This is a genomic window from Roseitalea porphyridii, from assembly GCF_004331955.1.
In the GTDB taxonomy this organism is placed as follows: Bacteria; Pseudomonadota; Alphaproteobacteria; order Rhizobiales; family Rhizobiaceae; genus Roseitalea; species Roseitalea porphyridii.
Genome location: NZ_CP036532.1, coordinates 3,306,629 through 3,331,477, shown reverse-complemented (window position 1 = coordinate 3,331,477; position 24,849 = coordinate 3,306,629). Strand labels below are relative to the sequence as shown.

General features: G+C 62.9%; 24 protein-coding genes and 1 pseudogene. 7 read left to right on the top strand and 18 right to left on the bottom strand.

The features are described 5' to 3' along the window. Positions 1–239 precede the first annotated feature (239 nt). Positions 240–930: pseudogene (locus tag E0E05_RS17750) on the top strand (IS6 family transposase); the annotation flags it as partial. 159 nt (positions 931–1,089) lie between these two features. On the opposite strand, the gene E0E05_RS16255 reads toward E0E05_RS17750, so the two are convergent. The 6 genes from E0E05_RS16255 to E0E05_RS16230 all read right to left on the bottom strand — a co-directional run bounded on the left by E0E05_RS16255 (position 1,090) and on the right by E0E05_RS16230 (position 6,267). After that, positions 1,090–2,148: an ABC transporter ATP-binding protein gene (locus tag E0E05_RS16255; protein ID WP_131617648.1), complete on the bottom strand. Its 1,059-nt coding sequence runs from the start codon at positions 2,146–2,148 to the stop codon at positions 1,090–1,092. Positions 2,149–2,175: 27 nt separating this feature from the next. Next, complete coding sequence (locus E0E05_RS16250; RefSeq protein ID WP_244597812.1) at positions 2,176–3,276, bottom strand: mandelate racemase/muconate lactonizing enzyme family protein; 1,101 nt, start codon at positions 3,274–3,276, stop codon at positions 2,176–2,178. Between the two features lie 38 nt (positions 3,277–3,314). Then, positions 3,315–3,647, bottom strand: coding sequence for a hypothetical protein (locus tag E0E05_RS16245; protein ID WP_131617646.1), 333 nt, complete (start codon positions 3,645–3,647; stop codon positions 3,315–3,317). After that, positions 3,647–4,510, bottom strand: coding sequence for a DUF6772 family protein (locus E0E05_RS16240; RefSeq protein ID WP_131617645.1), 864 nt, complete (start codon positions 4,508–4,510; stop codon positions 3,647–3,649). Before E0E05_RS16240 ends, E0E05_RS16245 begins: the two co-directional genes overlap by 1 nt. A 40-nt stretch (positions 4,511–4,550) precedes the next feature. Next, positions 4,551–5,300: a carbohydrate ABC transporter permease gene (locus E0E05_RS16235; RefSeq protein ID WP_244597811.1), complete on the bottom strand. Its 750-nt coding sequence runs from the start codon at positions 5,298–5,300 to the stop codon at positions 4,551–4,553. Between the two features lie 70 nt (positions 5,301–5,370). Continuing rightward, on the bottom strand, positions 5,371–6,267 hold the full coding sequence (locus E0E05_RS16230; protein WP_244597809.1) for a carbohydrate ABC transporter permease: 897 nt from the start codon (positions 6,265–6,267) through the stop codon (positions 5,371–5,373). A 252-nt stretch (positions 6,268–6,519) separates the two neighbouring features. On the opposite strand from E0E05_RS16230, the gene E0E05_RS16225 reads away from it, so the two are divergent. Beyond that, the gene (locus E0E05_RS16225) at positions 6,520–7,803 is read left to right on the top strand and encodes an extracellular solute-binding protein (protein ID WP_131617643.1); all 1,284 of its coding nucleotides are present in this window, start codon (positions 6,520–6,522) and stop codon (positions 7,801–7,803) included. Here E0E05_RS16225 and E0E05_RS16220 read toward each other — a convergent pair. Further along, positions 7,790–8,824 carry a succinylglutamate desuccinylase/aspartoacylase family protein gene (locus tag E0E05_RS16220; protein ID WP_131617642.1) on the bottom strand — a complete coding sequence of 345 codons (1,035 nt, stop codon included), beginning with the start codon at positions 8,822–8,824 and terminating at the stop codon, positions 7,790–7,792. The two genes, E0E05_RS16225 and E0E05_RS16220, sit on opposite strands and share 14 nt — an antisense overlap. After that, positions 8,821–9,846, bottom strand: a complete 1,026-nt coding sequence (locus tag E0E05_RS16215) for a 1-aminocyclopropane-1-carboxylate deaminase/D-cysteine desulfhydrase (protein ID WP_158629397.1) — start codon at positions 9,844–9,846, stop codon at positions 8,821–8,823. Before E0E05_RS16215 ends, E0E05_RS16220 begins: the two co-directional genes overlap by 4 nt. A 194-nt stretch (positions 9,847–10,040) precedes the next feature. Between E0E05_RS16215 and E0E05_RS16210 the strand changes: the two genes are divergently transcribed. Together E0E05_RS16210 and E0E05_RS16205 are read left to right on the top strand one after the other, a co-directional pair. Continuing rightward, on the top strand, positions 10,041–10,988 hold the full coding sequence (locus tag E0E05_RS16210; RefSeq protein ID WP_158629396.1) for an SIS domain-containing protein: 948 nt from the start codon (positions 10,041–10,043) through the stop codon (positions 10,986–10,988). Next, a complete protein-coding gene (locus tag E0E05_RS16205) occupies positions 10,985–12,460 on the top strand; it encodes a M81 family metallopeptidase (RefSeq protein WP_131617639.1) in 1,476 nt (491 codons plus the stop codon). The genes E0E05_RS16210 and E0E05_RS16205 overlap by 4 nt, the downstream gene beginning before the upstream one ends. 327 nt (positions 12,461–12,787) lie before the next feature. Here the strand turns inward: E0E05_RS16205 and E0E05_RS16200 are convergent, their stop codons facing one another. The 3 genes from E0E05_RS16200 to E0E05_RS16190 all read right to left on the bottom strand — a co-directional run bounded on the left by E0E05_RS16200 (position 12,788) and on the right by E0E05_RS16190 (position 16,131). Then, entirely contained in the window at positions 12,788–14,377 is a 1,590-nt protein-coding gene (locus tag E0E05_RS16200) for an amidohydrolase (RefSeq protein ID WP_131617638.1), read from the bottom strand. A gap of 42 nt (positions 14,378–14,419) precedes the next feature. Continuing rightward, positions 14,420–14,836, bottom strand: coding sequence for a RidA family protein (locus tag E0E05_RS16195; RefSeq protein ID WP_131617637.1), 417 nt, complete (start codon positions 14,834–14,836; stop codon positions 14,420–14,422). Positions 14,837–14,904: 68 nt separating this feature from the next. Further along, positions 14,905–16,131 (bottom strand): acyl-CoA dehydrogenase family protein, encoded by a 1,227-nt coding sequence (locus tag E0E05_RS16190; RefSeq protein WP_131617636.1) that lies wholly within the window; start codon positions 16,129–16,131, stop codon positions 14,905–14,907. 138 nt (positions 16,132–16,269) lie between these two features. On the opposite strand from E0E05_RS16190, the gene E0E05_RS16185 reads away from it, so the two are divergent. After that, positions 16,270–16,947, top strand: coding sequence for a Crp/Fnr family transcriptional regulator (locus tag E0E05_RS16185; RefSeq protein ID WP_131617635.1), 678 nt, complete (start codon positions 16,270–16,272; stop codon positions 16,945–16,947). Here E0E05_RS16185 and E0E05_RS16180 read toward each other — a convergent pair. The 4 genes from E0E05_RS16180 to E0E05_RS16165 all read right to left on the bottom strand — a co-directional run bounded on the left by E0E05_RS16180 (position 16,944) and on the right by E0E05_RS16165 (position 20,392). Next, complete coding sequence (locus E0E05_RS16180) at positions 16,944–17,477, bottom strand: flavin reductase family protein (RefSeq protein ID WP_131617634.1); 534 nt, start codon at positions 17,475–17,477, stop codon at positions 16,944–16,946. The two genes, E0E05_RS16185 and E0E05_RS16180, sit on opposite strands and share 4 nt — an antisense overlap. 12 nt (positions 17,478–17,489) lie before the next feature. Then, positions 17,490–18,824: a TRAP transporter large permease gene (locus E0E05_RS16175; RefSeq protein WP_131617633.1), complete on the bottom strand. Its 1,335-nt coding sequence runs from the start codon at positions 18,822–18,824 to the stop codon at positions 17,490–17,492. A gap of 10 nt (positions 18,825–18,834) precedes the next feature. After that, complete coding sequence (locus E0E05_RS16170; RefSeq protein WP_131617632.1) at positions 18,835–19,290, bottom strand: TRAP transporter small permease; 456 nt, start codon at positions 19,288–19,290, stop codon at positions 18,835–18,837. Positions 19,291–19,378: 88 nt separating this feature from the next. Further along, a complete protein-coding gene (locus tag E0E05_RS16165; protein WP_131617631.1) occupies positions 19,379–20,392 on the bottom strand; it encodes a TRAP transporter substrate-binding protein in 1,014 nt (337 codons plus the stop codon). Between the two features lie 303 nt (positions 20,393–20,695). Here E0E05_RS16165 and E0E05_RS16160 point away from each other — a divergent pair, with 303 nt between their 5' ends. Both E0E05_RS16160 and E0E05_RS16155 read left to right on the top strand, forming a co-directional pair. Continuing rightward, positions 20,696–21,061 (top strand): TOBE domain-containing protein, encoded by a 366-nt coding sequence (locus tag E0E05_RS16160; RefSeq protein ID WP_131617630.1) that lies wholly within the window; start codon positions 20,696–20,698, stop codon positions 21,059–21,061. A 519-nt stretch (positions 21,062–21,580) separates the two neighbouring features. Continuing rightward, a complete protein-coding gene (locus tag E0E05_RS16155; protein WP_131617629.1) occupies positions 21,581–22,087 on the top strand; it encodes a type 1 periplasmic-binding domain-containing protein in 507 nt (168 codons plus the stop codon). 164 nt (positions 22,088–22,251) lie between these two features. On the opposite strand, the gene E0E05_RS16150 is transcribed toward E0E05_RS16155, so the two are convergent. Genes E0E05_RS16150 through E0E05_RS16140 form a run of 3 tightly spaced genes read right to left on the bottom strand, consistent with a single transcriptional unit; the run spans position 22,252 to position 24,837 of the window. Next, the gene (locus E0E05_RS16150) at positions 22,252–23,277 is read right to left on the bottom strand and encodes an aldose epimerase family protein (protein WP_131617628.1); all 1,026 of its coding nucleotides are present in this window, start codon (positions 23,275–23,277) and stop codon (positions 22,252–22,254) included. A 7-nt stretch (positions 23,278–23,284) separates the two neighbouring features. Then, a complete protein-coding gene (locus E0E05_RS16145; protein ID WP_131617627.1) occupies positions 23,285–23,938 on the bottom strand; it encodes an RraA family protein in 654 nt (217 codons plus the stop codon). After that, positions 23,935–24,837, bottom strand: a complete 903-nt coding sequence (locus E0E05_RS16140; RefSeq protein ID WP_131617626.1) for an SMP-30/gluconolactonase/LRE family protein — start codon at positions 24,835–24,837, stop codon at positions 23,935–23,937. Before E0E05_RS16140 ends, E0E05_RS16145 begins: the two co-directional genes overlap by 4 nt. Between the last annotated feature and the right edge of the window lie 12 nt (positions 24,838–24,849).

Here is a 24,849-nt window from a genome sequence, read left to right as displayed (position 1 = left end):
GCGCGGATCACGGCATTATCAGACTGACAGACGACCGCTGCGATTACCCGATGTCTACAAATGACAGCACCCTTGCTTCGCTCCGGCGAGCGCGTCGGGCGGATGGCGATGATCTGCTCCTCCGTGAACTTCGATCGCTTCAGGGTGCGGTCCTCTCGTTGGGCCTGACGCCACCATCAGATGGTCTTGTCAGACAAAGCCGCGTTGATCGGGCGAGGGCGGTTTCGGTGCGTTTGGGCATGAGCAAGGCCAACCCGTTTCGCTACTTCAAGACGTCGCCAGAGATCATCCGCCTGCCGGTCATGATGTATGTTCGCTTTCCGCTTTCGCTCCGGAACGTCGAGGACCTGCTGCATGAGCGCGGCATCGATGTCAGCCATGAGACGGTGCGCTTCTGGTGGAACCGGTTCGGGCCGATGTTCGCGGCGCAGATCCGCAAGCGCCGGATTGAGGCTATGCGTTCAAACCGCTGGAAGTGGCACCTCGATGAGGCATGCCCTCGGGCTTGTCCCGATGGGTGTTCGTGAAGGTAAATGGGGAGACGCTCTACCTTTGGCGGGCTGTCGATCACGAAGGCGAAGTGTTGGATGCGGTCGTTACGAAGACGCGTGATCGCAAAGCGGAACTGAACCGAAGGTCCGCGTAGCGAAATTGTAGCGTAAACTCCTCAAACGCCATGGTCGGCCCGCGGCCATCATCACCGACAAGCTCAATTCCTATGGCGCTGCGTTGCGCGAACTGGGCGTCGACGCCAGCCGTCACGAGACGTCTGGCCGCTGGATCAACAACCGGGCCGAGAACAGCCACCTGCCATCGCGAAGACGGGAGCGTGCGATGCTCCGTTTCCGGCGGATGCGAAGTCTGCAGAAGTTCGCCGCTGTCCACGGCTCAGTCCACAATCATTTCAGTCAGAAACGTCATCTCTACAGCTGATCAAACATCAAGCAGAACCGCACCGCCGCTCTCGCCGAGTGGCGTCAGTTCATGGCGGCACAGGGCAGGCCACGTCCGGCAAACGGAGACCGGTTCGCGCTTCCCTGACAACTCCGGCTCAAGGGCAGCTCTATCCGACAACGCTGATAGCCGCATTCAGATCACGAGGCCACTTTCGGCATCGAACAGATGAATGCGATCACCCAGCGGAGCCAGATGGATGGCGGCGCCGGGCTCGAGTGTCTGTCGCTCGCGGCTGGCGGCGACGACCTTGGTCGTGCCGATACGCGCCAACACCAGCGTTTCCGCGCCGGTGGGCTCGATCAGATCGACGGTGGCTGGCAGGCCATGATCGGCGATCTCCAGATGCTCGGGCCGCACACCCCATTTCACCAGCCGCCCATTCGACCGGGCATCGTTGTGGCCGTTCGGCATCGGCAACTTGATGCCATCGGCGGTGTAGGCACCATCGGCGTCGAGCGTGGCATCTATGATGTTCATCGCCGGGCTGCCGATGAACTGCGCGACGAAGAGATTTGCCGGCCTGTCGTAGAGGTCAAGTGGAGCGCCGATCTGTTCGATCACGCCCTGCCGCATGACAACGATCTTGTCGGCCATCGTCATCGCCTCGATCTGGTCGTGGGTAACGTAGACCGTTGTCGTCTTCAACCGTTGGTGCAGACCCTTGATCTCGGTGCGCATCTGCACGCGCAGCTTCGCGTCAAGGTTCGACAGCGGTTCATCGAACAGGAAGACCTGGGGGTCGCGCACGATCGCGCGACCCATGGCCACCCGCTGACGCTGGCCGCCCGAAAGCTGCTTTGGGTAGCGCTCGAGCAATGCGTCAAGACCGAGGATCTCGGCCGCATGTTGCACGCGGTCTTCTATGGTCGCCTTGTCGATCCGACGCAACGACAGCGAAAAGCCCATGTTCTCCTCGACCGTCATGTGCGGGTAGAGGGCGTAGTTCTGGAAGACCATGGCGATATCGCGGTCCTTGGACGCGACATCGTTGACCACCTTGTCACCGATCGAAATGGTGCCGCCGCTGATCTCCTCCAGCCCTGCGATCATGCGCAGAAGGGTCGACTTTCCGCAGCCGGATGGGCCGATAAGGATGACGAAGGAACCGCTCTCGATCTCGAAGGAGACATCGCGGATCGCTTCGAAGGCTCCGTAGTTCTTGATCACGTTCTCGATGAGCACCGATGACATGGCGTCGACCTCTGCTTCGAATTGAGTTCAGGTGATCACGTGGGCGGCGAGCACGTCCGGATCGAGCGTGACGCCCAGGCCGGGGCCGTCCGGGACGCCGAGCATCCCGTCGACGTCGAGCATGGTCGCCTCACCCACGACCGGGTGCACGAGCGTGTTGCGCAGCGGATTGTCGTAGACCATGCATTCAAAGGTCCGGAAGCTCTCGGCTGCCGCCGCAAGCTGCAGACTCGCCGCCACGCACAGTGCGCCAGACCAGCCCACATGGGGCGCATAGGCGACATGATGGGCGGCGGCCAGTTCGGCGATCCGCCAAGTCTCCGAGATACCCCCCGAGCGCGTCACGTCGGGCTGGATCAGTCCGATCGTACGATCGTGCAGGAAAGACAGCGCGTCGCCCGCAACATAGTCGCTTTCGCCCGCCGCCAGGCGGATCGGCAGCGCCCCGGCCAAGCGCCGGTAGCCTTGACGGTCGTCAGGCCGGATCGGCTCCTCGAAGAAGTCATAGCCGAGATCGCACAATGTGTGTCCGAGCCGGATTGCGTCGTCGACGTCGAACGCCCAGTTCGCATCGACCCCCAGTATCGTGTCCGGCGCCAGCTTCCGGATGAGCCGGGCGCGCGCTGCCGCAGCCTCGACCGGTTTTCCGAGCTTGATCTTGATCTCGCGAAAGCCGAGCGCCAGCGCGCGGGCGACCTCCGCCTCGGCGGTCGAATCATCGAGCCAATTGATCGACGAGGCGTAGGCGCGCAGCCGCTCGCGCCCCATCCCGCCGAGCAGGCGGTGAACGGGAAGCCCGGCCCGCTTGCCGGCAAGGTCCCAAAGAGCCATGTCGATGGCGGCGATTGCTTCGACGAGCTGTCCGCCCGGCCGCCCCGACAGCCGGTCGCGCATGCGACGCCACAGGGCGCGGCGCGGCGACGGATCCTCCCCGATCAGAACCGGGGCAAGAACGCTCTCCACGAGGCTTGCATAGGCGATCGCACCCCGGCGCGCCAGGCCTTCGCCAGCACCCACCAGGCCGTCGTCGGTCTCGATCTCGACGACCAGAAGCTGGACCGCCGGATAGCTGCCCTGCGAGGTGCGCTGGGCCGTCGGCAACTCCACACGCAGAGGATGGGCCGTCACGCGACGGATCGATGGGACTTGGCTCGATGCCATCAGAGTCAGCTCTTCAGGTGCATTGTTACGAGGACAGTGATTTCCGCGCCATCGGGCAACTCGGCCGCCAGCCTCAGCCAGCAGCCGAAATTGGTCACGCGCGCATGACCGATGCCGTCCTTGGCAGCCGGCAGGGGAAACTCGGCCCCCTCCGGCACCCAGTGCATGCCGTCCGGGGAAATTTCGACCCAAGCCCGCCCCTGCCCGCCGACCGGCTCACCCAGTGCACGCAGGAAGATGACGGCCTCGCTGGCCCACCCCGCCTCGTAAGGCTCGGTGGCCGCGCGTCCCGACCAGGTTTCGTTTCGCGCCATCGTGGCGCAATTGGACATCCGCATCAGAATTCTCCCGAAAGGCAGACCGAGTCGACGTAAAGGAAGGCGCGCTTGTCGGTATCGGCCTCTGCAAAGAAGGCCAGATTGAGCATGCACCAGAGGTTCTTCATCGCCGGGATGCGCAACGACTCAAAACCTGACGTGTCGAACGTGCGGTCGTTGCACTGGAAGTGCGTGCATCGCATCGCCGCCAGATCGAAGTCGAAGCGGATATAGTGCCAGTTAACCTTGGTCGGGATTTCGTTGTAGCACAGGCGCTGTTCGCCATCGGGCCAGTCGACCCAGCCGTCCGGGGATAGATGATAGTGCGAGACCGTCTTGTTGTCTGTGCCGATCGGCACGAAGTCGACCGCGTTGGGCTTGTATTGCCAGCGCTGCACATGAGCGCCATCGCTGGCATTCAGAAAACGCACATGCGGCATGACACGTTCGCTGCCGGCGCCTGTCCGGTCGCCAACCTGAAGATCGAACAGAAACCCGACCGACCGGATCTCGGTCTCCAGCAGCTTCAGTTCGGTCGCCTCCGGCTTGAATGTCAGGTAGGCCTCCATCCGGATGGGGCCTGCCCGGCGAAACGTCAGACGCTTGATCGCGGTGTTCTGCGCGCCGCGGCGCGGTCCTGTGGCGATCTTCAGCGCGTAGTCCCCGTCGACACCGCCATGGGAGCCCGCGTCCCAGTGCGGCAGTGTCGACAGCATCGGTGCACTGTGCTGCTGGTAGCCCGGAAGCATCGTGTCGAGCGTGTCTTCGTAGTTGCCCACGAGTTGAGTCCAGCCGCAGAATCCGCGATCGAAATCGTCAAGGAAAATGATGCGCGAGAGCGGGTCGAACCGGCTTAACGCGCTCTGTTCCAAACTCGGGGTCATGGGGTCGTCCTTGCTGTTGTGGTCGATGATGGGCGCATGGTCAGCCTTTCGTCGCGCCAGCCGTCAGGCCTGCGACGAGATATTTCTGAGCGGCAATGACGAAGATCAGAACGGGGATGAGCTGCAGGGTGGAAGCCGCGAATAGTACCCCCCATTCGACGCCTTCGACCGAATCGTACATCTCGGCCAGCACCAGAGGTGCCGTCTTGGCCTGCGTGGTCGTGAAGATGAACGCGAACAGGAATTCGTTCCAGGAGAAGACGATCACGAAAACCGCTACGGCAACCATGCCCTGTGCCGAAAGCGGGAAGATCACGCGGCGCAGGATCTGAGATCGCGTGGCGCCGTCGATGTGCGCCGCCTCATCGAGTTCGCGCGGGATCTGGTCGATGAAGGTGCGCATCACCAGCGTGCCCAGAGACACGAAGAACGTCGCATAAAGAATGATCAGCAGCAGATGCGTGTCGTTCAGGCCTAGCGTGTTCACGGCCGGAAACAGCGGCAGCGTGATCACGATCGGCGGGATCAATCGGATGAACACCAGGAAGAATGCGCTGCCAGCCAGCAGGGGATGGCGGAAGCGCGAATAAGCGTAGCCGGCCATGACGCTGGAGACGACAGCCAGAACGGTCGCCGCGGACGTGATGATCAAGCTGTTGAGCAGCGCATCGAAGAAGTCGCCCCAGCGCTGCCACAGGCCGACATAGTTCGACAAGGTCGGCGAGAAGATGAACTTCGGCGGAATCGTGAAGATATCGCGATCCATCTTAAAGGACGAGATCACGATCATCGCGATCGGCGCCAGCGACCAGATCAATACGAGGGCGATCGCGAGCGCCTTGCCGATGCGACGTGCGATCCTACGCATGGCTGGCAAACATCTGCTTGTACAGGCTTCGCAGGTACCACAGCGCCAGCAGGAGCGAGGCCACCACCATCAGCCAACCCGTGGCCGCCGCCTCGCCGAACGCGTTGTATCGAAATGCCTCGAGATACAGATACACCGCCAGAACCTCGGTCTGGCGTGCGGGACCACCGCCGGTCAGCAGCCAGACCTCGGAGAAAAGGCGAAACGCGAAGATGTAGCGGAAGAGCATGGCAATCAGGATCGCCGGCACGAGCAGCGGCAGCGTGATGCGCATGAAGTTCTGCCACGGCTCGGCGCCATCGACCCGGGCGGCCTCGTAGAGCTCCTTGGGAATGGCAAGGCGGGCCGCATAAAGGATGATGAAGGTGAAGGGCAGGTGCAGCCAGATGCTCAGAAGTGCGATCAGGAAAAGGCCGTGCATGGGGTTGATCGCCCATTCGAGCGGCGGCAGTCCGATCGCTGACATGGCCTGCGTGGCGATTCCGACATCCATGTCGAACAGGTAGCGCCAGATCACGACGGCGGTGATCTCGCTGACCGCGTAGGGGGCCAGCACGATGGCGAGCATCACCGGCCGCAATGGCACCCCGCTGGCGAACAGCAGCGCCACCGCCAGACCAAGCAGCATCTCCAGATGCACCACGATCAGCACGACAATCACGGTGTTCCACAGCGCCTTCCAGAAGAACGGGTCGCCGAGCACCTGCGCGTAGTTCCGCAGGCCGACGAATTCGGTCTGCCGCCCGAACGTCGAATCGTTGAGGCTCAGCCAGGCGATGAAGAGGACCGGCACGAAGATCATCAGCCCGACCATCAACTGTACGGGCGCGATCAGGGTCAGCGCAGGGGCGATCTTTCTGAGCCCGCGTCTGCTGTGCCGCTCAGTCAAGGCGCGCTCGCAGTCTCATGAAGTCACGCGCCACGATCGATCCTCCCAAATCGGCCGCATCAATGCGGCCCATGCGCCAAAGATGTAGTAAAACTAAATTCTATAGGCTGTCAACGCACTGGCAGGGTTGATTCTCGCTACAAAATGTATCTATTCTACGTACAGATCAGAGTGAGGCGCAGATGGTTTCGCGCCTGGGACGATCGCCCGGGCACGGCCGGGGTCTGAAAGCTTCAAGGGAGGAATACCACCATGTCGATCAATCGCAGACAGCTACTTGCAGGTGGCGCAGCCCTAGCCACGCTGCCGCATTTCATCGGTGTTTCGTTCGCCCAGAACGGGGAGGTGAACGTCTTTTCGCACCGCGTGCACCAAACCGTGTCCGATGGCTCGGGCGGAGGCGACGTCACACGCTTCTTTCGCGAGGCCACCAGCGGCGAGGTCAACTGGGCCACGTTCAATACCGGGCCGCTGCACGAGCGCGTCTTCCGAGAGGCCTCTCTCAACGAGAGCACGGTCGACGTGGCTTATCTGCTCAACAGCCGCGTAACGCCCGATATCGCGTCGCTGTTCGAGCCACTCGAGCCTTTCATGCAGCAGGCACCGCTCGAGGACATGAACGACATCTTCCCTGGCCTGCGCGACGCGATGACCTTCGACGGGCGGCTTCATGCGGTACCGATCCGGCATGCGACCGCCGGGTTCCACTACAACGAGGAAATACTCGCCGAGCGCGGTGTCAGTCCGCCGGAAACCATCGAGGAATTCCTCGAGGCGGCCAAGCAATGCACGTTCACGCGTGACGACGGCTCGTCGGTGGTCGGTTTCGGCCTTGCCGGCGTGGCGCTCGCCGAACTGATGGCCTTTGCAAGGGCCTGGAACGCCGATTTCGTCACCCCGGACATGCGCGTCGTCGCCAACGAACCGCCCATGGTCACCGCGGTCACGGCGATCCGGGACCTGTTCGAGGCCGGTGCGATGCCACGCGACATGATGACGATGAATTCCGAGGACATGAACCTGCTCATGCAATCGGGCCGGGCGGCGATGACCGTGACCTCGTTCAGCCGCAATCGGCTCTACAACGATCCCGAGAAGTCGCAGGTGGCCGGCAAGGTCAAGACGACCTTCCTGCCGATCTCGGAAACGCTGAAGGGGGAGTTCGAGGCAGCGCCGACGCGCACCGAGTTCTGGAGCATGGCGATCCCCAAGAACTCGCAGAACAAGGACCTTGCATGGGAGTTCATCCGCACGATGTCGTTGCCCGAAGCGACGATTGCCGCAGCCTTGAACGGCAACGGCCCCGTGCGGGCGTCCGCCTACGAGAACGAACAGCTCCTCGAGTCACTGCCCTATGCGAAGGCCGAGCAGAAGGCGCTCACCGTTGCGCGGGTGCCCCTGCCGGCGTTCGACGAGGCTGCGCGCGCAGCCGACATGCTCAAGGAGGAGACCGAGACCGCCGTCCTGGGCATCAAGTCGCCTCAGGAGGCGATGGACGACCTGACCCGTCGGGTCCAGGAACTCATAGAGTCATGAGCTCCTGGCGGGTGACGTCCGCGCCCAGGTGCACAAGGACGTCGCCCGCCTCCGCATGAGCCGGCACACGTCGGCAGATCACCGTTCCCGAGGCACTGGCCCGTATCGTTTCAGGCTCCCGATCGAGGCGATCCAGATCGCGAAGCTGGCCGACGGCGGCACCTTCGGCCAGCTCGCCCAGCAAGCCGACCGCAGGCTCGAAGGCGCCTCGTCCAGGTGAGCGAATGAAGTGCTCGGGCCGCACGGCCACAAGCCGCCCCGGCTGCCCTGCCTGGGGCACTTCACCGATCATCTTCAGGTGCGCCATGACGCGCTTCAAGCCGGACCGCCCGATCGCCAACGTCTGCGCGGTCACGCCACCTCCTCCACCCAATTCGGTCGCAAATGCCGGCAGGCCGCGTTCAAGCGCCTGGGCAACGAGCGTTCCCGTCGCCGCCGGCGCGGTCACGATTGCACAGATCGGTGCGGCAAACGCCTCCATCAAATCGAGCACGACGGCCCGGGCTGCCTGATCCGCTGGCAGTCGTCCCAGCGTGCACGGAAAATAGTCCAGCGAGCCACCTCCGCTGTGGAAATCCACGAGTGCATCGGCATGCGGCAGAAGCAAGTCGGTTATCGCCGCAGCGATCCGCTTGGTCACCGTCCCCTGCCGATCGCCCGGAAAACAGCGAGCAAGATTGCCTTCGTCGGCAGGCGACAGGCGGCGGGCTGCGGCAACCGCAAGGGGATTTGCGACCGGCAACACGATGAGGCGACCGGTCAGCGTCGACGGATCGAACTTACGCACGAGGTCGTGGAGGATCATCGGCCCTTCGAACTCATCGCCATGGACGCCGCCGGTTAGCAACACTGTCGGGCCGGGACGCCCCTCGATGACGGCAACCGGCAGCACTACCGCGCCGTAGGCCGACCGGTCGTGCGAATGAGCAATCCGGATCGCGCCGATCCGTCTGCCGGCCTGCGCTGGACCGAGATCCAGCACTGCCGATCCGGCTCGGCCCGGTTCGAGCGCGCCGTTCATGCCGCGTGCGAACCGAAGGCGGAGGCGTGCATGAACAGCCCCGGCGCCCCACCTGAGTGGAGAAAGACCACGGATGCGCTCTTGTCGACGACCCCGCTCCGCACGGCATTGCACAGGCCCGCAAGTCCCTTGCCGGTATAGATCGGGTCGAGGACGAGCCCCTCGGTTCGACCAGCCAGGCGGACCATCTCAAGGCTCTGCGCCGACGGCAGGCCATATCCGGGTCCGATCGTACTGTCGACGATGTCGAAGTCGGTGCTCCGGAGCCGGCAATCCCAATCCAGATCGGACGCCGCTTGATTGGCGGTTTCGACGATCCATTGCCGCAGCCGGTCGGCCGGCTGCTGGGCACTGATGCCGACAAGCCGGGTCTTCAAGCCCGACCTGGCGAATCCGAGCGCCAGACCCGCGAGCGTCAGCCCCGAGCCGGACGTGACGATCATGTGGTCCGGCGTTTCACTGATCGTGCGAAAATCGGCAGCCAACTCAGGGGCGGCCGACGCCCAGCCCGCCACACCCAGGCTCGCCGAAACGCCAGTGAGCTGGACGATCTCGGGTCGAGTGTTCCGCCCCTCGTAGCGCCGCGCGATGTCCGCCAGTTCGGCGGCGATCGCCGGATCCCACGGGTCGGTCCTGTCGGTGAACGTGATCGTTGCGCCGAAAAGTTCGTCCAGAAGCAGGTTTCCGACCATCTTCGTCCCGGTCTTTGCTCGCAGATGCAAGTGGCAGCCCAAGCCCAGACGTGCAGCGGCGCCGGCCAGCGACCGGCAGAAGTTCGACTGGCTTCCCGCGGTGGCTACAAGCGTGGCCGCGCCCTTCTTCAAGGCCTCGGCGACGATGAAGTCGATCTGCCGGAGCTTGTTCCCTCCGAGTGCGTAGCCACTCATATCCTCGCGCTTGATCCAGAGCCGCCGCACGCCGATCCGTCCAGCCAGGCGCGGTACCGCTTCGATGGGCGTGGGAAGGCGGGCAAGGTTGACGCGATCGAGCCCGGTCAGGGCATCGACGACGGTTGCACGCATATCGGGTTCCATATTGGCTTGTGGCTCCGGCGGTGTCATGATTATGTTGATAAACTACATCGTAAAGCCAGACAACGCGTGAGACTCGACATTTTGACCCATATTAGAAATAAAACTACATGTCTTGGGCGCGACCGCGCCCGCCCGGGGACGTTACGACGTTACCGCTCGGATCGCGTACGGGGGATCACATCATGACCTCGCTCGGATCTCCCGGGTTCGATCAGATGAAGCGCACCGCCGATGGACTGGGAGGAGAGCCGGATTTCCTGGAACAGCTGCGGGAGCGTCTCGAAGCGTTGTCCCCGTCCGAAAGGCGGGTGGCCGAATTCGTGCTCGAGAACCCCGGCGACGTCATTCACATGTCGATCGCCCACCTGGCCGACACGGTCGGTGTCAGCCAACCCACCGTGCTGCGACTGGTGCGGACGCTCGGTCTCAAGCGCTTTCCAGAACTCAAGCTCCTGACCGGGCAGGCGATCGTATCCGGTACTCCCTATGTGCACCGCGATGTCTCGCCCAGCGATCCGATCGAGACGATCGCCAAGAAGGTGCTCGGCTCCAGCGTCCTGGCACTGCAGACGCTTGAGCGCGGGCTCGACCATGAAGCGCTGGAACAGGTCGTCGACATTCTCGCCCACGCACCGCGAATCGATTGCTATGGCACCGGCGCCGCCAGCATCCTCGCCATCGAGGCTCAGCACAAGCTGATGCGGCTTGGCCTGCCGGTCATTTGCTACAACGACACGCATCTGCAGCGCCTCGCCGCCGCCAGCCTGCGGCGCGAGGACGTGGCCCTATGCTTCTCGCATACCGGCATGATCCGAGACGCGGTCAAGATGGCCGAGGCCGCGCGACAGCGCGGCGCGACCACGATCGCGTTCAGCCGGCCCGATACGGCCCTGTCGAAAGCCTGCGATCTCGTTCTTGCGATCGATTCCTCCGAGAACACCGAGATCTATGCCCCGATGACATCGCGCGTCGCCCATGCCGTGATGATCGACATCGTTGCGACCAGCCTGACGCTCCGGCACGGCCCGGACATGTTCCGGCAGTTGCAAGAGGCCAAGGACAGCCTCGCCGACCTTCGCCTGCCCGGCGCCGAGAGCGGGCGGAGCAGTCAGCGCAAGAGTTCACGATGAAAGCCTTCGTTGCGTCTCTTGCGACCGAATCCAACTGCTTCTCGCCCATCGAAACGACCCGGCAGTCCTTTCACGACGCATTCTATGCGGCGCCGGGCGCTCACCCGGATCGGCCGACATTGTGCTCGGCGCCTTTCATCGCCGCACGCGAACGTGCTGCCAGAGGCGATTTCGAGCTCGTGGAGGGGACGGCCGCCTGGGCGGAACCGGCTGGGCCTGTCACGCGCGAAGGCTATGAGTCGCTGCGCGACGAAATCCTCGACCAGCTTTCCAGTGCGATGCCGGTCGACATCGTGCTGTTCGGGCTACACGGCGCGATGATGGCCGAAGGCTACGAGGATTGCGAAGGCGACCTTCTTGGTCGCGCACGCCGGATCGTGGGCGCAGATGCGATCATCGGAGCCGAACTCGACCCGCACTGTCATCTCACTTCGGCGATGATCAGGGCCAGTGATGTCCTGGTCGCCTTCAAGGAGGTGCCGCACAGCGATTTCTCCGCGCGCGCCCAGGAGCTCGTCGACATCGCGGTTCGGGCGGCGCAAGGACAGATCAGCCCGGCGATGTCCGTTCTCGACTGCCGCACGATCAGCCCGTTTCTGACAACCCATACGCCTGGCAGGGCACTGCTCGCGCAGGTGCGCGCGCTGGAACACGATCCCGACATCGTCGATATCTCGGTCATCCATGGGTTTCCGGCTGGAGACTGCCACGACGTCGGCACGAAGGTGATCGTGATCACTGACGCCAACCCAGAAAAGGGCCGCGCGGTTGCCGAGACCATTGGCGCGCGCGTACGGGCGCTCGGCGAAGACCGGCTTCCCGCGATGCCGCTTCCCGCCGAGGCGGTCCGGCAGGCGCTCGCCATGCCCGGCCAACCGGTAATCCTCGCCGACCGCTGGGATAATCCGGGCGGCGGAGTCGCCGGCGACAGCACGTTTCTGGTGCACGAACTGCTGGGGCACCGCGACGTCGCTTCCGCAGTCGGGGGGCTATGGGATCCGCAGGCCGTTCAACAATGTCGGCAGGCCGGCAAGGGCGCCACAATGCGTCTTCGCTTCGGCGCAAGAGGCGGCGATGCAGCGGGCACACCGGTCGACGAGACAATAGACGTAACGGCTCTCTGCGATGACCTCGTCACACCCTTTCAGGAAAGCACGGTCTCGATGGGCGCGTCCGCCGCGATCCGCCTCGGCGCGGTTGACGTCGTGCTCACTTCGAAGCGGGTCCAGACGTTCCATCCGAACGTTTTCGAAGCGATGGGCATCCCACTCGCCGAACGCAAGGTCGTCGCGGTCAAGTCGGCCAGCCATTTCCAGACGGCCTTCGCGCCGGTCTGCGCAGGGATCATCTTCGTCGATTGCGGCGGCCCGTTCCCTTCGGACCCGGCACGCATTCGTTACAAGCGCATAAGACGGCCCATCGTGCCGCTCGATTCGCCCCACACTGCGCCGATGGTCCATGAGTGCGAATGAACGCCGAGCACCAATTGGGCTCGTCGAAGATCGCCTATCGGACAAACGCAAACCATGGCTGTGAGACAAACGCGAACCGGGCTCTGGCAGGCCGAATGTGCCCACCCGAGGCCGCCAGGAGGAACTGACGCCACTCGGCGAGAGCGGAAGTGCGGTTTTCCTTGAGCTATGATCGGCTGTAGAGATGACGTTTCCGATTGAAGCACGCCCTCGGGCTTGACCCCGGGATGGTTGTCGTCCGAGCCATGGACGGCGGCGGACAACTGCAGACTTCTCAAGCGGCAAAGCAATTGCTCCCCAAACGGCAAGACGTGCCGTTTGGCCACGCTACCAAATCCCTTCTGGATCGTGAGCCGTTTGGCCGCCAACGACCGTGAGTCGGCTCGTGATGCGTCCAAGGTCTTCGGAAGAACACGAAAATGGGTTTTTATCCAGAACGGCAAAATCGGCGGCCATGCCTGTGATCAGCGTCCCACGCCAACCATTGTGCTGCATCGCCACGGCACCCCCATTCGTGTAGGCGTCAACCGACTGGCGGACCGAAAGCGTCTCCTGTGCAGCCATCTGTTTGCCGCTTGCGGTGCGTCGCGTGACGAAGGCCTGAATTCCTTCCCATGGTGAAAGGGCGCCGGTCGGTGAGTCGGAACTCCCGGCGACGCACAGACCCGCATCGATAAGCGAGCGCGCGGGAAAGCAACGGTGGTGTTGATCGCCGAGCGCGATGGGCCAGGCATCCGCCATGCGCGGGATGAAGCTGGGCTGGGTGACAATGATGATCCCCAGTTCCGCCGCACGCTGGAACGCGGACGGATCGGGAAAGCCGAAGTGCTCAACCCGATGCCTTGTTTCCTCGCGCTGGCACGCGGCCTGGGCCGAAGCGATCGCCCCGATAATCACATCGATTGCGCGATCACCGATCGCATGGGCCGCGACCTGCCATCCGCGACGGTGCGCTTCGTGCACGAAGTCCTGGATATCGGCGAGGTCATGCATCAAATGGCCGCTTCCAACGACGTCATGATAGCGCCCGTGAAGAGCGGCCGTACGGGCGCCGATGATCCCGTCGACAAATATCTTCAGGGTGCGCCACTGCCACCAAGGGTCACGGCCGGGTTCGAGGGACAGCACTTCTGCCGTGCCTGGGTCGATCTGCGCCATAAAGCCGAGACGCAGCGGCAGGTCGCCCTGCTGTCGAAGCAGTTTCCAAATCGCCCATTCCGGCTCGAAACCGAAAGTGAAGCCAACCGCCGCATCGACGGCCGCGGTAACACCTGCACGCGACAGATCATCCATGACCTGCCGTGTTGATTTGGCGATCTCGCCGTCCGCTGGCCGCGGAGCAGCGCGAAACACGAGCTCGGCGGCACGCTCCCTTGCGATGCCGGTCAACGCGCCGTCGCGCCGGTCGAACTGGCCGCCGGACGGATCGGCCGTCTCGGGGCACAACCCCAATGCCTCAAGTGCGTGTGAATTCATCATCGCGACGTGGCCGCAGAAACGACGCAGCAGCACTGGCCGATCGGGAACGACCGCGTCTATTGCGGCCCGATCCGGCATCTGCTTCTCCGGCCAGAGTTGCTCATTTACGTCGCCGCCAAACAGCCACTCGTCGGTAGGCAGGCTTTCATGGACCTCTTGAAGCCTTTGCAGGTAGGCGCCCAGCGACTGACTGTCCGGCCCTGCGGCCGAAATCTGTTTGCGCGCCTGCCCGACCGCCAACAGATGCACATGCGCATCCGTCAGCCCGGGCAGGACAGTGCCGCCTTCGATATCCACCACACGATCCGACGACGGTGCGTCTTGAACGGCGCCCAACCACGCAACACGGCCGTCGGCGATGAGCATGGCTTCGGCCGGATGCTCATCCCACGCGTGGCGATAGATCGTTCCCCCGGTCAGCAGGTGTCGTTTGACCATCTCACCGCTTTGCCGGCCATTCCCGTTGTCACCGTTAGGCAATCAGTTGTCGGGCACGGCGGCCACGGCCTTCACTTCAATTACAAGGTCGGGCCGCGCCAAACCGGCAACTTCGAGAATGGTCCAGGTCGGATATGGCTCGGGGACAAACCGTTTCTTGATCTCGACGAACTGGGCGAGGTGGTTCTGCAAACCGACATGATAGGATACGAGTTCGACGAGATCCCCCATGTCGCATCCCGCGCTTTCCAGCACGAGTTCAAGCCGTTCGAACGCGCGCACGATCTGTCCTTCGTCATCGTCCGGCACGGTGCCGTCGGGATTGAGGCCGATCTGGCCTGCGACAAAAACCAAACCGCCGGCACGCACAGCCGCCGAGTAACCGAATTTTCTGAAGATCGTCGAACCGTCCGGCGTAGCGAATGCGGGCTTGTCTGGATTGGAGGTGGTCTTGGCCATGATTTGTCTTTCGATCGCAATGAAGTGATGGGCGCGGTGATACACACGCGGACAGGGTTATCGCATCCTCACAGGCGCGCGCCCGATGGCAGGTCAAGGCCCAGCAAGAGCCGGCCATAAGCCTCGCCGATCGGAACTGGCTGCAGCAGGAAATGGCTGCTCATGGCATGCAAGTCGCGAAACTGCCGTTCGATCCGGGTTCCTTCTGGCAAAAGGCTTCCGCCAACGCCGGCGAAGAGCCCTTGGGCGACGGCCAGACCATTGCGCGCAGTGATTGCGATCTTCATACGCAGAAGGGCACGGTCCTCAACGTTCAATGCCTGACCGTGTTCAACTTTGTGCTCGATCGCCTCGACTTCGGAGATCAGCGCATTGCGCAGCAGGTCCATCGTCGCGATGCCGGTTGCGAGGTCAACATGGGATGCCTTGTCGGCGATCTGCCTTTGATGCGTTCCGGACTGCACACGCTGACTGACGATCGCGGCATATTCCTCGGCGACCGCGGAAGCGACGCCGAGGGTGGGCGCTATCACCGACATGGCGAGCAGCGCATTGAGAGGAAAACGATAAGCCGCCTCGTCGTTGGGGCAGGTAGCGTGCGTCTCGCCGGCCTGAAGAGCGGCCCAGTCCATCGTTCTGTAGGCCGGAACGAATGTCTTCTGAAGAGCAATGTTCTTGCTCCCGGTACCGCGCATGCCCATCACATGCCAACTTTCATTATCGACCATGAAAGCCTCGGCGGGAACCAGCACGAGGACGGGATTGACCTGACCATCTTCCGTTTTGGGGCTGACGAGCAGGCCGACCCAGGAGGCAAGATCGATGCCCGATGCGTAGCGCCATTTGCCTGACACCTCGATGCCATCGGAACGGGTTTCAATCGTGACGTCGTGGCCCACACCGCCGGTGAGCAAGGGCACGACCGGTGAACCGCCGGACAGGAAGACATCGTTTTGCGCCGCTTCCGAGAAGCGTCCGACGACAAGCAGATTTGCGCAGGTCAGGCCAGCGACCCATGCACATGACGCACAGCCCCGCGCGATCTCGAAGACTGCCCGCCACATGACGCTGGGAGAAGCGCTCATGCCGCCAAAGCGGCGCGGCTGCGCCAACCGGAAGATGCCGGTTTCGATCAGCCTCGCCGCTACGTCGTGAGGTATCGTGCGTTCCCGATCGACCCGGCCGGCCTGATCAAGCAACCATGGAACCAAAGATGCGGCGTTGGCAACAACTTCTTCACCACCCATCCGATGTTCGTATTCGACTTCAAGCTTCTGGAGAGGCCGCAGAGCCATACCGACATTTCCCTATACCGTTCGATTTGTGATAGGAGAAGATACCTGCATTGCGGTCGCCTGCGCTGTATCACCGGATACCGTCTCGCGGTCGCCTTTTCCTATTGGGTGACTATGAATCCTATTGGGTGACTATGAATGACCGGTCGACCGGAAGCCACCTGGCGGATGCCGGATCAGTTGGCTTCGAATATCTCGAAGTTACGACATCTTGCGCGCGAACGGACCTTCCGGGCAGGCGAACACATCTACGGGCAAGGCGAACTGAGCAGCAGTTTCTATGTCGTTGTCGCCGGCCTCGTTCAGATATCAATTGTCCGCATCGACGGCGTCGAAATCGTGCTGGAGAAAATGGGTCCCGACACAATCTGTGGCGAGGCGGCGGCTTTTGCCGAGTTTCCGAACTTTTCATCAGCAGTCGCGATTGAGCCGACGACGGTGCTTGAGTTCGCGGCCGGCAGGCTACCGGACTTGTTTCGCGAGCATCCCGATTTCGCGCTGGCCTTATTGCGCCTGACGAGCCTGAAGCAGCGCGTGCTGGCGCTGCGTCTCGAGCACATGGTGTCGAACAACCCCGAAGAGCGCGTGCTCGAGTTGCTGACGCGGCTTGGCCAGATGTTTGGCACCAGCCATGCCAAGGGCAACATGGTGCGCACTCGGCTGACCCACGAAATGATCGCCGCCATGACCGGCGTTTCGCGCGTTACCGTCACGCGGACCCTGAAGCGCATGCGGCAGAGCGGCAGCCTGTATCTCGATGACGGTTTTTTTGTCATTTCGCCGGCCTATGATGCCGAACACATCGATGTCGGCTAGCCGGTCCACCAGAAGTCATGGGGATCAAACGTTTCTGGCGTTGATCGCGGTAGCGGAAGAGCGGCGTAGCTGCCGCCATGGTAGAGAAGCGGCGTCGATGGCGTTTCTGGACCGTCCATGGCGATGACGCGGCCGACTATGATGATGTGGTCGCCGGCCGGATGAACCTTCTCCAGCCGGCAGGAGAACATCGCATTTGCGTTCTCCAGCTTCACAGTGCTGCTGCCACTACGCCATTTCCAGTCGATCTCGGCGCTTGGAGCACCTGCATAGTGCCGCGAAACATCTTCCTGCTCGGCTGTCAGGATATTGACGGAGAATGCGCCGACCTCCTGAATGCGTGCAGCGGTTCGACTGCCGTTGCGCGCGCAGAACAGCAACAGCATCGGGTCAAGGCTGACCGCCGTCAGCGAATTGACCGTTGCACCAATCGGCCCGTCCTTGCCCACCACACCGACCACCGCGACCCCGGTCGTGAAGCGGCGAAACAGCGTTCGAAACCGGACCGACATACTTGTTTCGTTTGCCATCGGTACGGTTCCTCAGTTCTGCATCGTCAGAGGGATGGCGATCGCCAGATATGGAACAAGGATAAGAAGGATGAGCCGAACGATGTCGACGAGCCAAAAGGGCGTGATGCCTTTGAAGATTGTTCCCGTCGTTACATCGCCGACGACTCCCTTTAGGACATATACGTTGAGCCCCACCGGTGGCGTGATGAGGCTGATCTCGGTTGCGATCACCACGAAGATGCCGAACCAGATCAGCGCCAGTTCCTCGCTCATCGGGCCATACTCAGAGAACAGGCCAAGGCCGGCGATGACCGGAGCGAACACCGGCACTGTCAGGAGCATCATGGACAAGCTTTCGAAGACGCAGCCAAGCAGGAAATAAACCAGCAGGATCAGGACGATGACTGCCATTGGCCCGACGTCGAATGCGGTGACAATACCGAGCAGTGCTTCGGGTAGTCCGGCGCGGACAACAAAGCGCTGAAATATGACCGCTCCGATCAGGACGGCAAACAAAGACGCGGTCGTCTGCAACGTTTCCACGAGTGCCTGCAGCAAGGCCATGCGCCCGAGCTTGCGGCGCACGAGCGCGATCAGAAGGGCGCCTGCCGCTCCGATTCCTGCAGCCTCGGTCGTCGTATAGATGCCCCAATAGATGCCGCCGAGCACCGCGATGAAGAGAAGTACGATCGGCCAGACGTTCCGCACCGCCGTCGAACGTTCACGCCAGCCGGTCGACATACCCGCCGGGCCGAAATCTGGCCGACGCCAGACTATGAATCTGACCGCCGCAAGATACAGAGCAATTCCGACCAGTCCCGGCAAGATGCCGGCCAAGAAGAGCTTGTCGATGCTCTGCTCGGTCATGACGCCGTAGATGATCAAGATAACGGAAGGCGGGATGAGAATGCCGAGCGTTCCGCCCGCTGCGATTGAGGCGGTGGCGAGTTGGTCATCGTAGCCGTACTTTCGCATCTCCGGCATAGCGACCTTCGACATCGTCGCCGCAGTCGCCAGCGACGATCCGGATATTGCCGAAAATCCGCCGCAGGCAATGATGGTCGCCATCGCCAGACCGCCGCGTCGGTGACCCAAGAACGCATTGGATGCCTGATAGAGTTCGCCGGCGAGCCCAGCGCGGCTGACGAGCAACCCCATCAGAACGAACAGGGGAATAACCGAGAGCATTTCGGTCTGTAGCGAGTCGAGTACCGTGCCGGCCGCCGGTGACAGCGTCGCTGTCCAGTTCCAATCGTTCAGCCAGGCAAAACCGATGACGCCGACAAGGCCCATGGCGAAGGCAATCGGCACCCGCAGGAAGGCAAGCGAAATGACGGCAGCGAAGCCCAAGAGCGAGATCGCCATGCGAGATATCCTAAACTCTGTCCAACGACCGGTCGCCGCCCTTGGAGGATAGCGGGATCAAGGCGCAGAAAACCGCCTTGCCGAGCAGCACACATCCTGTAATCGCCAGCATCAACGCCACAAAATAGGCTACCGGGTGCAGCGGCAGGTGCAGGAAATCGCTGACATATCCCCATTTCATCAATCGCTCGGCCCGGAACATTACCCACCAGGCGAGGATGACGGCGGAGACGCCACAGAGCAGGTTGACCAGCACGTCGCGGACTCGGGCGGCGTGGGCACTGAACAGACCATCAAAAAGGTCGACCGTGATGTGTTGGCTGCGAGCCGACACAATGGGCAGGGCCAGAGCAATCATCGTCGCCATCATGAGACGGGTCAGTTCGGTCTTTCCGTCCACCGGAGCGCTCAGTACGTAACGTCCGAAAACGTCAACCACAGTCAGCGCCAGGATCATCATGAGCATCAGCCCCCGGCATAGAGCGGAAGCCGGGTGGTCCAATGGTCGACCACCCGATTGCCGCGATCGGAAGCACCGCTCTCGGGCCTGTCGCTCATTGAACGTAGGCCCGCGCCGTTTCTTCAATCATCTCCAGCGCTGCCGCAGCGTCGACGCCACGGTCGGCGACCGCATCGATCGTCTCTTGCCGGATGCCCGCCGAGATGCCGGCGAAGGTTTGCTGATCCTCGTCGGAGAAGGTGTGCATACTTGTCACCTCCTCCACCAGTTCGAGCCCGGCAATATCCGCCCTGGCCCAGGCCGCGCCCGCCATCGCGGCCAGCCGCTCTCCGGTCGTCGACAACACAGCCTCGCGGTCCTCATCGCTAAGGCGCGCCAGGAAGGCCTCGCTCAAGATGAGCGCGAAGGAACCGCGGTAAAAGCCGCCCGGCATGATGTAGGTTTCCGGAGTAACCTCATACAGGCGCAGCGCCTTATTGGTGTCGATCGGCATCATCGCGCCATCGGCGACGCCGCCCGACAGGGTCTCGTACACCTGCGGGGCGGGCACTTGGACCCCGACCATGCCCAGCGCCTCGGCAACATCGGCCGATACGCCGCCACCGATACGGATCTTTGCACCATCGAGCGCTGCGAGGCCATCACGAGCGGTGCGCATGTAAAGCTGGCCCGGCCCGTGCGTCATCATCGCCGCGACCACGACGCCTTCATGTTCACCGGCGTCCTTGAGATAGGTCTCATATGCGCGTTGATGGGCGACCGAACTGGCCTCGGCGTCTGCGAGAAGACCGGGCAATTCAATGAGCTTCGTCGTTACGAAACGGCCGGGATTGTACCCGTGGAAGATCCAGCTGGCATCCGCCGCTCCATCGGTCACGATGTCGATTTGGTCGGGCGGCGAGGCCAGATCATATTCGATTTTTCCCGTCACCCGACCGTCTGTCGCTTCTTCGATCCATTCGATCCAAGTCGGGAAGATCTCAGTGTTCACGTGGCTTGGCGGCAGCCAACTCGAGATCCGCATGACCTCCTCGGAGCGAGCCTCCGGGGCGAATGCTGAAATGGTGAGAGCGACGGTCGCAATCGTCGCGAGGGATTTCGATTTCATGTTCACTTAAGCCTCCCTTGCTCGACCGGGCGTTGGATCCCGGCACACGATGCCTCCGATCATCGGGAGCCCGCGAGGAATGCGCTGTATCAGTGTATACAACGACCCGAATTCGCTTTCGGGGTCCGTTGTTGACGTGTGTCAGGAAACCTGCCGAGGCTGATGTGATGGGCATCGCACGCTCCCGTCTTCGCAATGGCAGGTGGCTGTTCTCGGCCCGGTTGTTGACCCCGCGGCCGCGGTTTCGTGGCGGCTTGCGCCGATACGAAGTTCCCGTAGTACGAGCGCACCGCAACCCTCTTCGTGGCCGACTTCGTCGGCACCAATCCGATGAACTTCATCGACGCCCGAGTTCAGAAGGGCGGAAAAGTGGTCAGCGGGAAGACAACCTGGCCCATAAGCCTGCCCGACCAGGAGGCCAGCACCGTTCGGCTAGGCATTCGACCCGAAGACTTCCGTGTCCAATCCGGAGACGCGCGAAATGTCGATGTCACGTTCGTCGAACCGCTCGGTTCCGACACGCTCGTGCACGGGCGCGTTGGCGAGCAGGAGGTCCCGCTGCGCATCGACCCGCAAGCGCCGGTTCGGATCGGCGACCGGCTGCCGGTCGCAGTCAACGCGGCGAAGCTTCAGGCCTTCGACCCCGACACGGGCCTGAGGGTGAATTGAGGCCGCCCCAACGCGCGTATGGATGCCAACCCGAAACGCGTTCGCTTTGGGAAGTACGCGCTTCTGCGCATTTGCCGCCCGCAGTGTGCCGGACAGTCGCCAGTTTCGTTGGTTGGTGTAGGGAAATGGAATGCGATGACACTCACCGTCGCTTGTTCACGCCGCTCTACCGGCAGTTGATTCTATCTCCGGCCATTGGGCCAACTTCGCCAGATCGGTTAGAACGGAACTGGAGATTGGTCTGCAACGGTAGAGTTGATCGTTAATTCCGCAAGCTTCTCCAACAAAATAGAAAGATTCTACCGATAGGGATAACGTTAAACCTCGACTTTCCTGATGGAGGCGGGCCGCGTGCCCACAGTAATCACTGGGAGGAATATGATGATCAGCTAAGAGCAGTGGCGCTTGGCGCCGCGCTATCGGCATTCGCGCTGACCGCGCCGGCAGCGGCCGAAGAGGAGTTCGGTGGCGAGGTTACCGGAAAATTCACCTTCTACACGCATTTCGGAAACTTAGTCGATGATGGTCATGCCGTTCGTCACCTTCGGACGGACCGAGTTGTTCTCCGAGCATGCCTATTTCGACATCGACAACGAGTTCACCGCACACCAGGGAACGGCCTCGCTGATTGCGGCCGGCAAGCGGCGAATTGCCCTGATCGACGGCGACCGGCGCTACATGTTCGTGCGGCAGCGCCGGCGCGGTTATGAGAAAGCGCTGCACGAAGCCGGACTTGAGATGGACGAGACATTGATCCGGCACATCAATGTCGATGCCGATCTGGCGCGGACCGCCGCCGCAGAACTGGCCGGGGCGGGCGCCGATGGCTTTGTCTGCGTAAACGAGCTTGCCTTCCTGGGCGCGCGCGCCGGCGCACGAGCCGCGCTCGGAGAGAATTTCGGATCGGTGGGCTTTTCCATGCGCGCCGGCACGAATCTCGCCGACTATATCGGTACGCCAGCCCCGTTACTATTCGCGTTTCGAGGCGGGATGGAACCTGGCCGATCTGCTTCTCAAGCGGATTGAGCGCGCGCCGGTTTCCAAGTGCCAGCGGATCGTACGCACGCAATTGCGCGTTAGCGGCCGGCAGCAAGCATGACGGTGAAACACGAAGAACTCGCCACATTACGGTGGCTCGCGCCGGGCCATGCCGGCCCTCGCCGATCGCGTTGGGCTCGCATTTCCGAACCTCAATCGATCGAAAGGCCCGAAACCTCGAGGCGGTATCGGGCCTCGAACCGCTCCTCGGGCGACAGTCGGACGGCGGTCGGCACGCCGGAGACCGACAGCGGGTTGTCGCGGCCCGAGATGCGTTCGCCAAGATCGAAAGCCGAGCAGACCGGCTCAAGCCCCAATGCCATGTGTCGGCCGTTCCAGGGCGGTCCGCCCCTCCCCTTGCAGGAATACCACAATTGCAGTGCCGGGAACTGGCGTTCGTCCCAACGGATCGTCGCCCGGTAACCCGCAGCAACGTTGACGAGCGATGCCTCGCCACGCTCCAGACCACACACCAGCGCGATCTCCTCGGTCGGGAACGCGAAGGGCACGCGCGTCGCATCCATGGTTCCGCCGGTTGCCAGCGGCATAAGATCAAGCGCTTCAAAGCGCGCATCGGCCGCAAAGCGCGAGACGCCCGGCTCGGTCGGCATCGGATAGGTCCGCCCCCAGGCCGCATCCGGCACGACGATCGAGGCGGCCAGAGGCTGTGCCGGCAGCGAGAACGTGAAATGCAGGCCGAGCGGAAGCGCGCAGGATCGACGCGCATGGACACGCAGGAGAAAATCGAGCGCCGGCGCGTCGGGATCGCCGCTGATCTCACGCTCGATCCGCGCGATCGGCTCGTTGGCCGGAAGGTCGATCATCAGCCGTACCGCGTTCGGCGACAGGTTCTCGATCGACCAATCATGGTTGGACGGATAGCCGTGCAGCCAGGCCGACGGCTCGGGGTCGCCGGGTACCCCCCAGGCCTCGGGCAAGGCGGTATGGGCCTTTGTCTGGTGGCCGAAGGGGACGCATGGCCACTCACCGCGCAGCCCACGCAGCACCCCCGGCAACGTCGCTGCGATCGGCTCGCGCCACCACGGCGCAACGTGCAGCGGTGCCACCTGCCGCCCGTCAGGCAAAAGGAACAGCGCAGGCCCGATCATTGCCCCGAGCGGCTGCACGGCGCACACACCGTGCCGCCAGACGATGCTCGCGGTTCCGGCCGGCCCCATCGGTCGCTCAGAACTTGCCGAATTCCAGATAGGCCTCGACCGGATCGCGACCGGCGCGGATCGCCTCGCGGACCTTGTCTTCCTCGCTCATGACGGTTTCGACGGCGGCAACGACCTCTTCGGCGATCTCGGCCGGGATGATCACCACGCCGTCGAAGTCCGCCAGCACATAATCGCCGGTGCGGATCAGCACGTCGCCGATGGTGATCGGCGCTCCGGTCGCGTCGGGGACCCATTTGGCGACGATGTCGCGCGGCGTGCGGAAGCGGCAGAAGACCGGAAACCCGAGTTCGCAGATGAAGCTGTTGTCACGCGAACCGCCGTCAACGATGTATCCGCGCACGCCGCGCGACTTGAGCGTTTCGGCCGACAGTTCGCCCATCAGGGCCAGTCGGCCGGAGTTGGGCTGGCAAAGCACCACATGACCGGCGGGCGCTTCGGACAGGAAACGGACCCACGGCAGAAGATAGTCGGCATCCTTGTCTCGCTGGGTGTCGAAGGCGACACCGCGCAGGGTGAAGATCGGCCCGGCCACCCGCGTCTGCGGGGTCAGGCCACAGATTTCGGGCGGAAGAACGCAGTTCTCCTGGCCGCGCTCGCGCATGACGTCGTAGACGGCGCCGGTGTAGCAGCGTTCGAGCCGTTCGGTCAGATCTGTCATCGGGCTGATCCTTCTGTCTTGAATCGGTTTTCGGGGAGACCGCGCGTATCGGTCTCGATGGCGAACAGGCTTCCGGCAAGCCGGTCGCCCTCGTTCCTCATCAGGCTTGCGGTTGTCACGAACAAGGTCGAACCCGTTCTGCCGCCGAAGGCGCAGGTCGTGACGTTGGCGACGGGCATCTCGACGATGCGGTCAATGGTGCCATCGGGCGTCACCCGGACGATACAGCCGCCTCCGAAACGGCAGTTCCACAAACAGCCTTCGGCGTCGATCGCCGAACCGTCCGGCAGGCCGCGCTCGAACCCTTCAAAGAAGATGCGCCCGGGACCGATGTCTCCGGTCGCCGCGTCGTAGGGATAGGCGCGGATTTGGTTGCGGAGCGTGTCGCCGAAATAGAAGGTGCGCCTATCGGGCGCCCAGCAAAGCGTGTTGGCGATGCCGATGCCAGCTTCCATCTCCTGCAGATCGCCGCCCGCGTGATAGCGGAACAGCCGCCCCTTGCCGTCGACGGGATCAAGGTTTTGGCCCTGCGGGCCGACATTGTTGCCCATCGATCCGACCCAGAAGGCGCCGCAAGGGTCGGTGCGGCCATCGTTGAAGCGGACATCGGGCCAACCGGGAAGCATCACGCCCAGGGCCGTGTGCCGCCCGGTCGCGGTGTCGAACAGCACGAGTTGCGAGGCGAGACAAACGAGCAGCACGCCGGGCCGGTCCGTCAACGACAGGGCGACCACCGGTTCGCCGAACAGATGGCTGCGGGTGGCACCGCTTTCCAGCCTATGCGCGTGCAGGACGAAGCGGTTGATGTCGACCCAATAGATGGTGCCGCGTTCCTCGTCCCATGTCGCGGCCTCGCCGCAATGATCGCCGGTTGGCGCGATGCACCTCACCTCGTCCATGATCGATCCCCC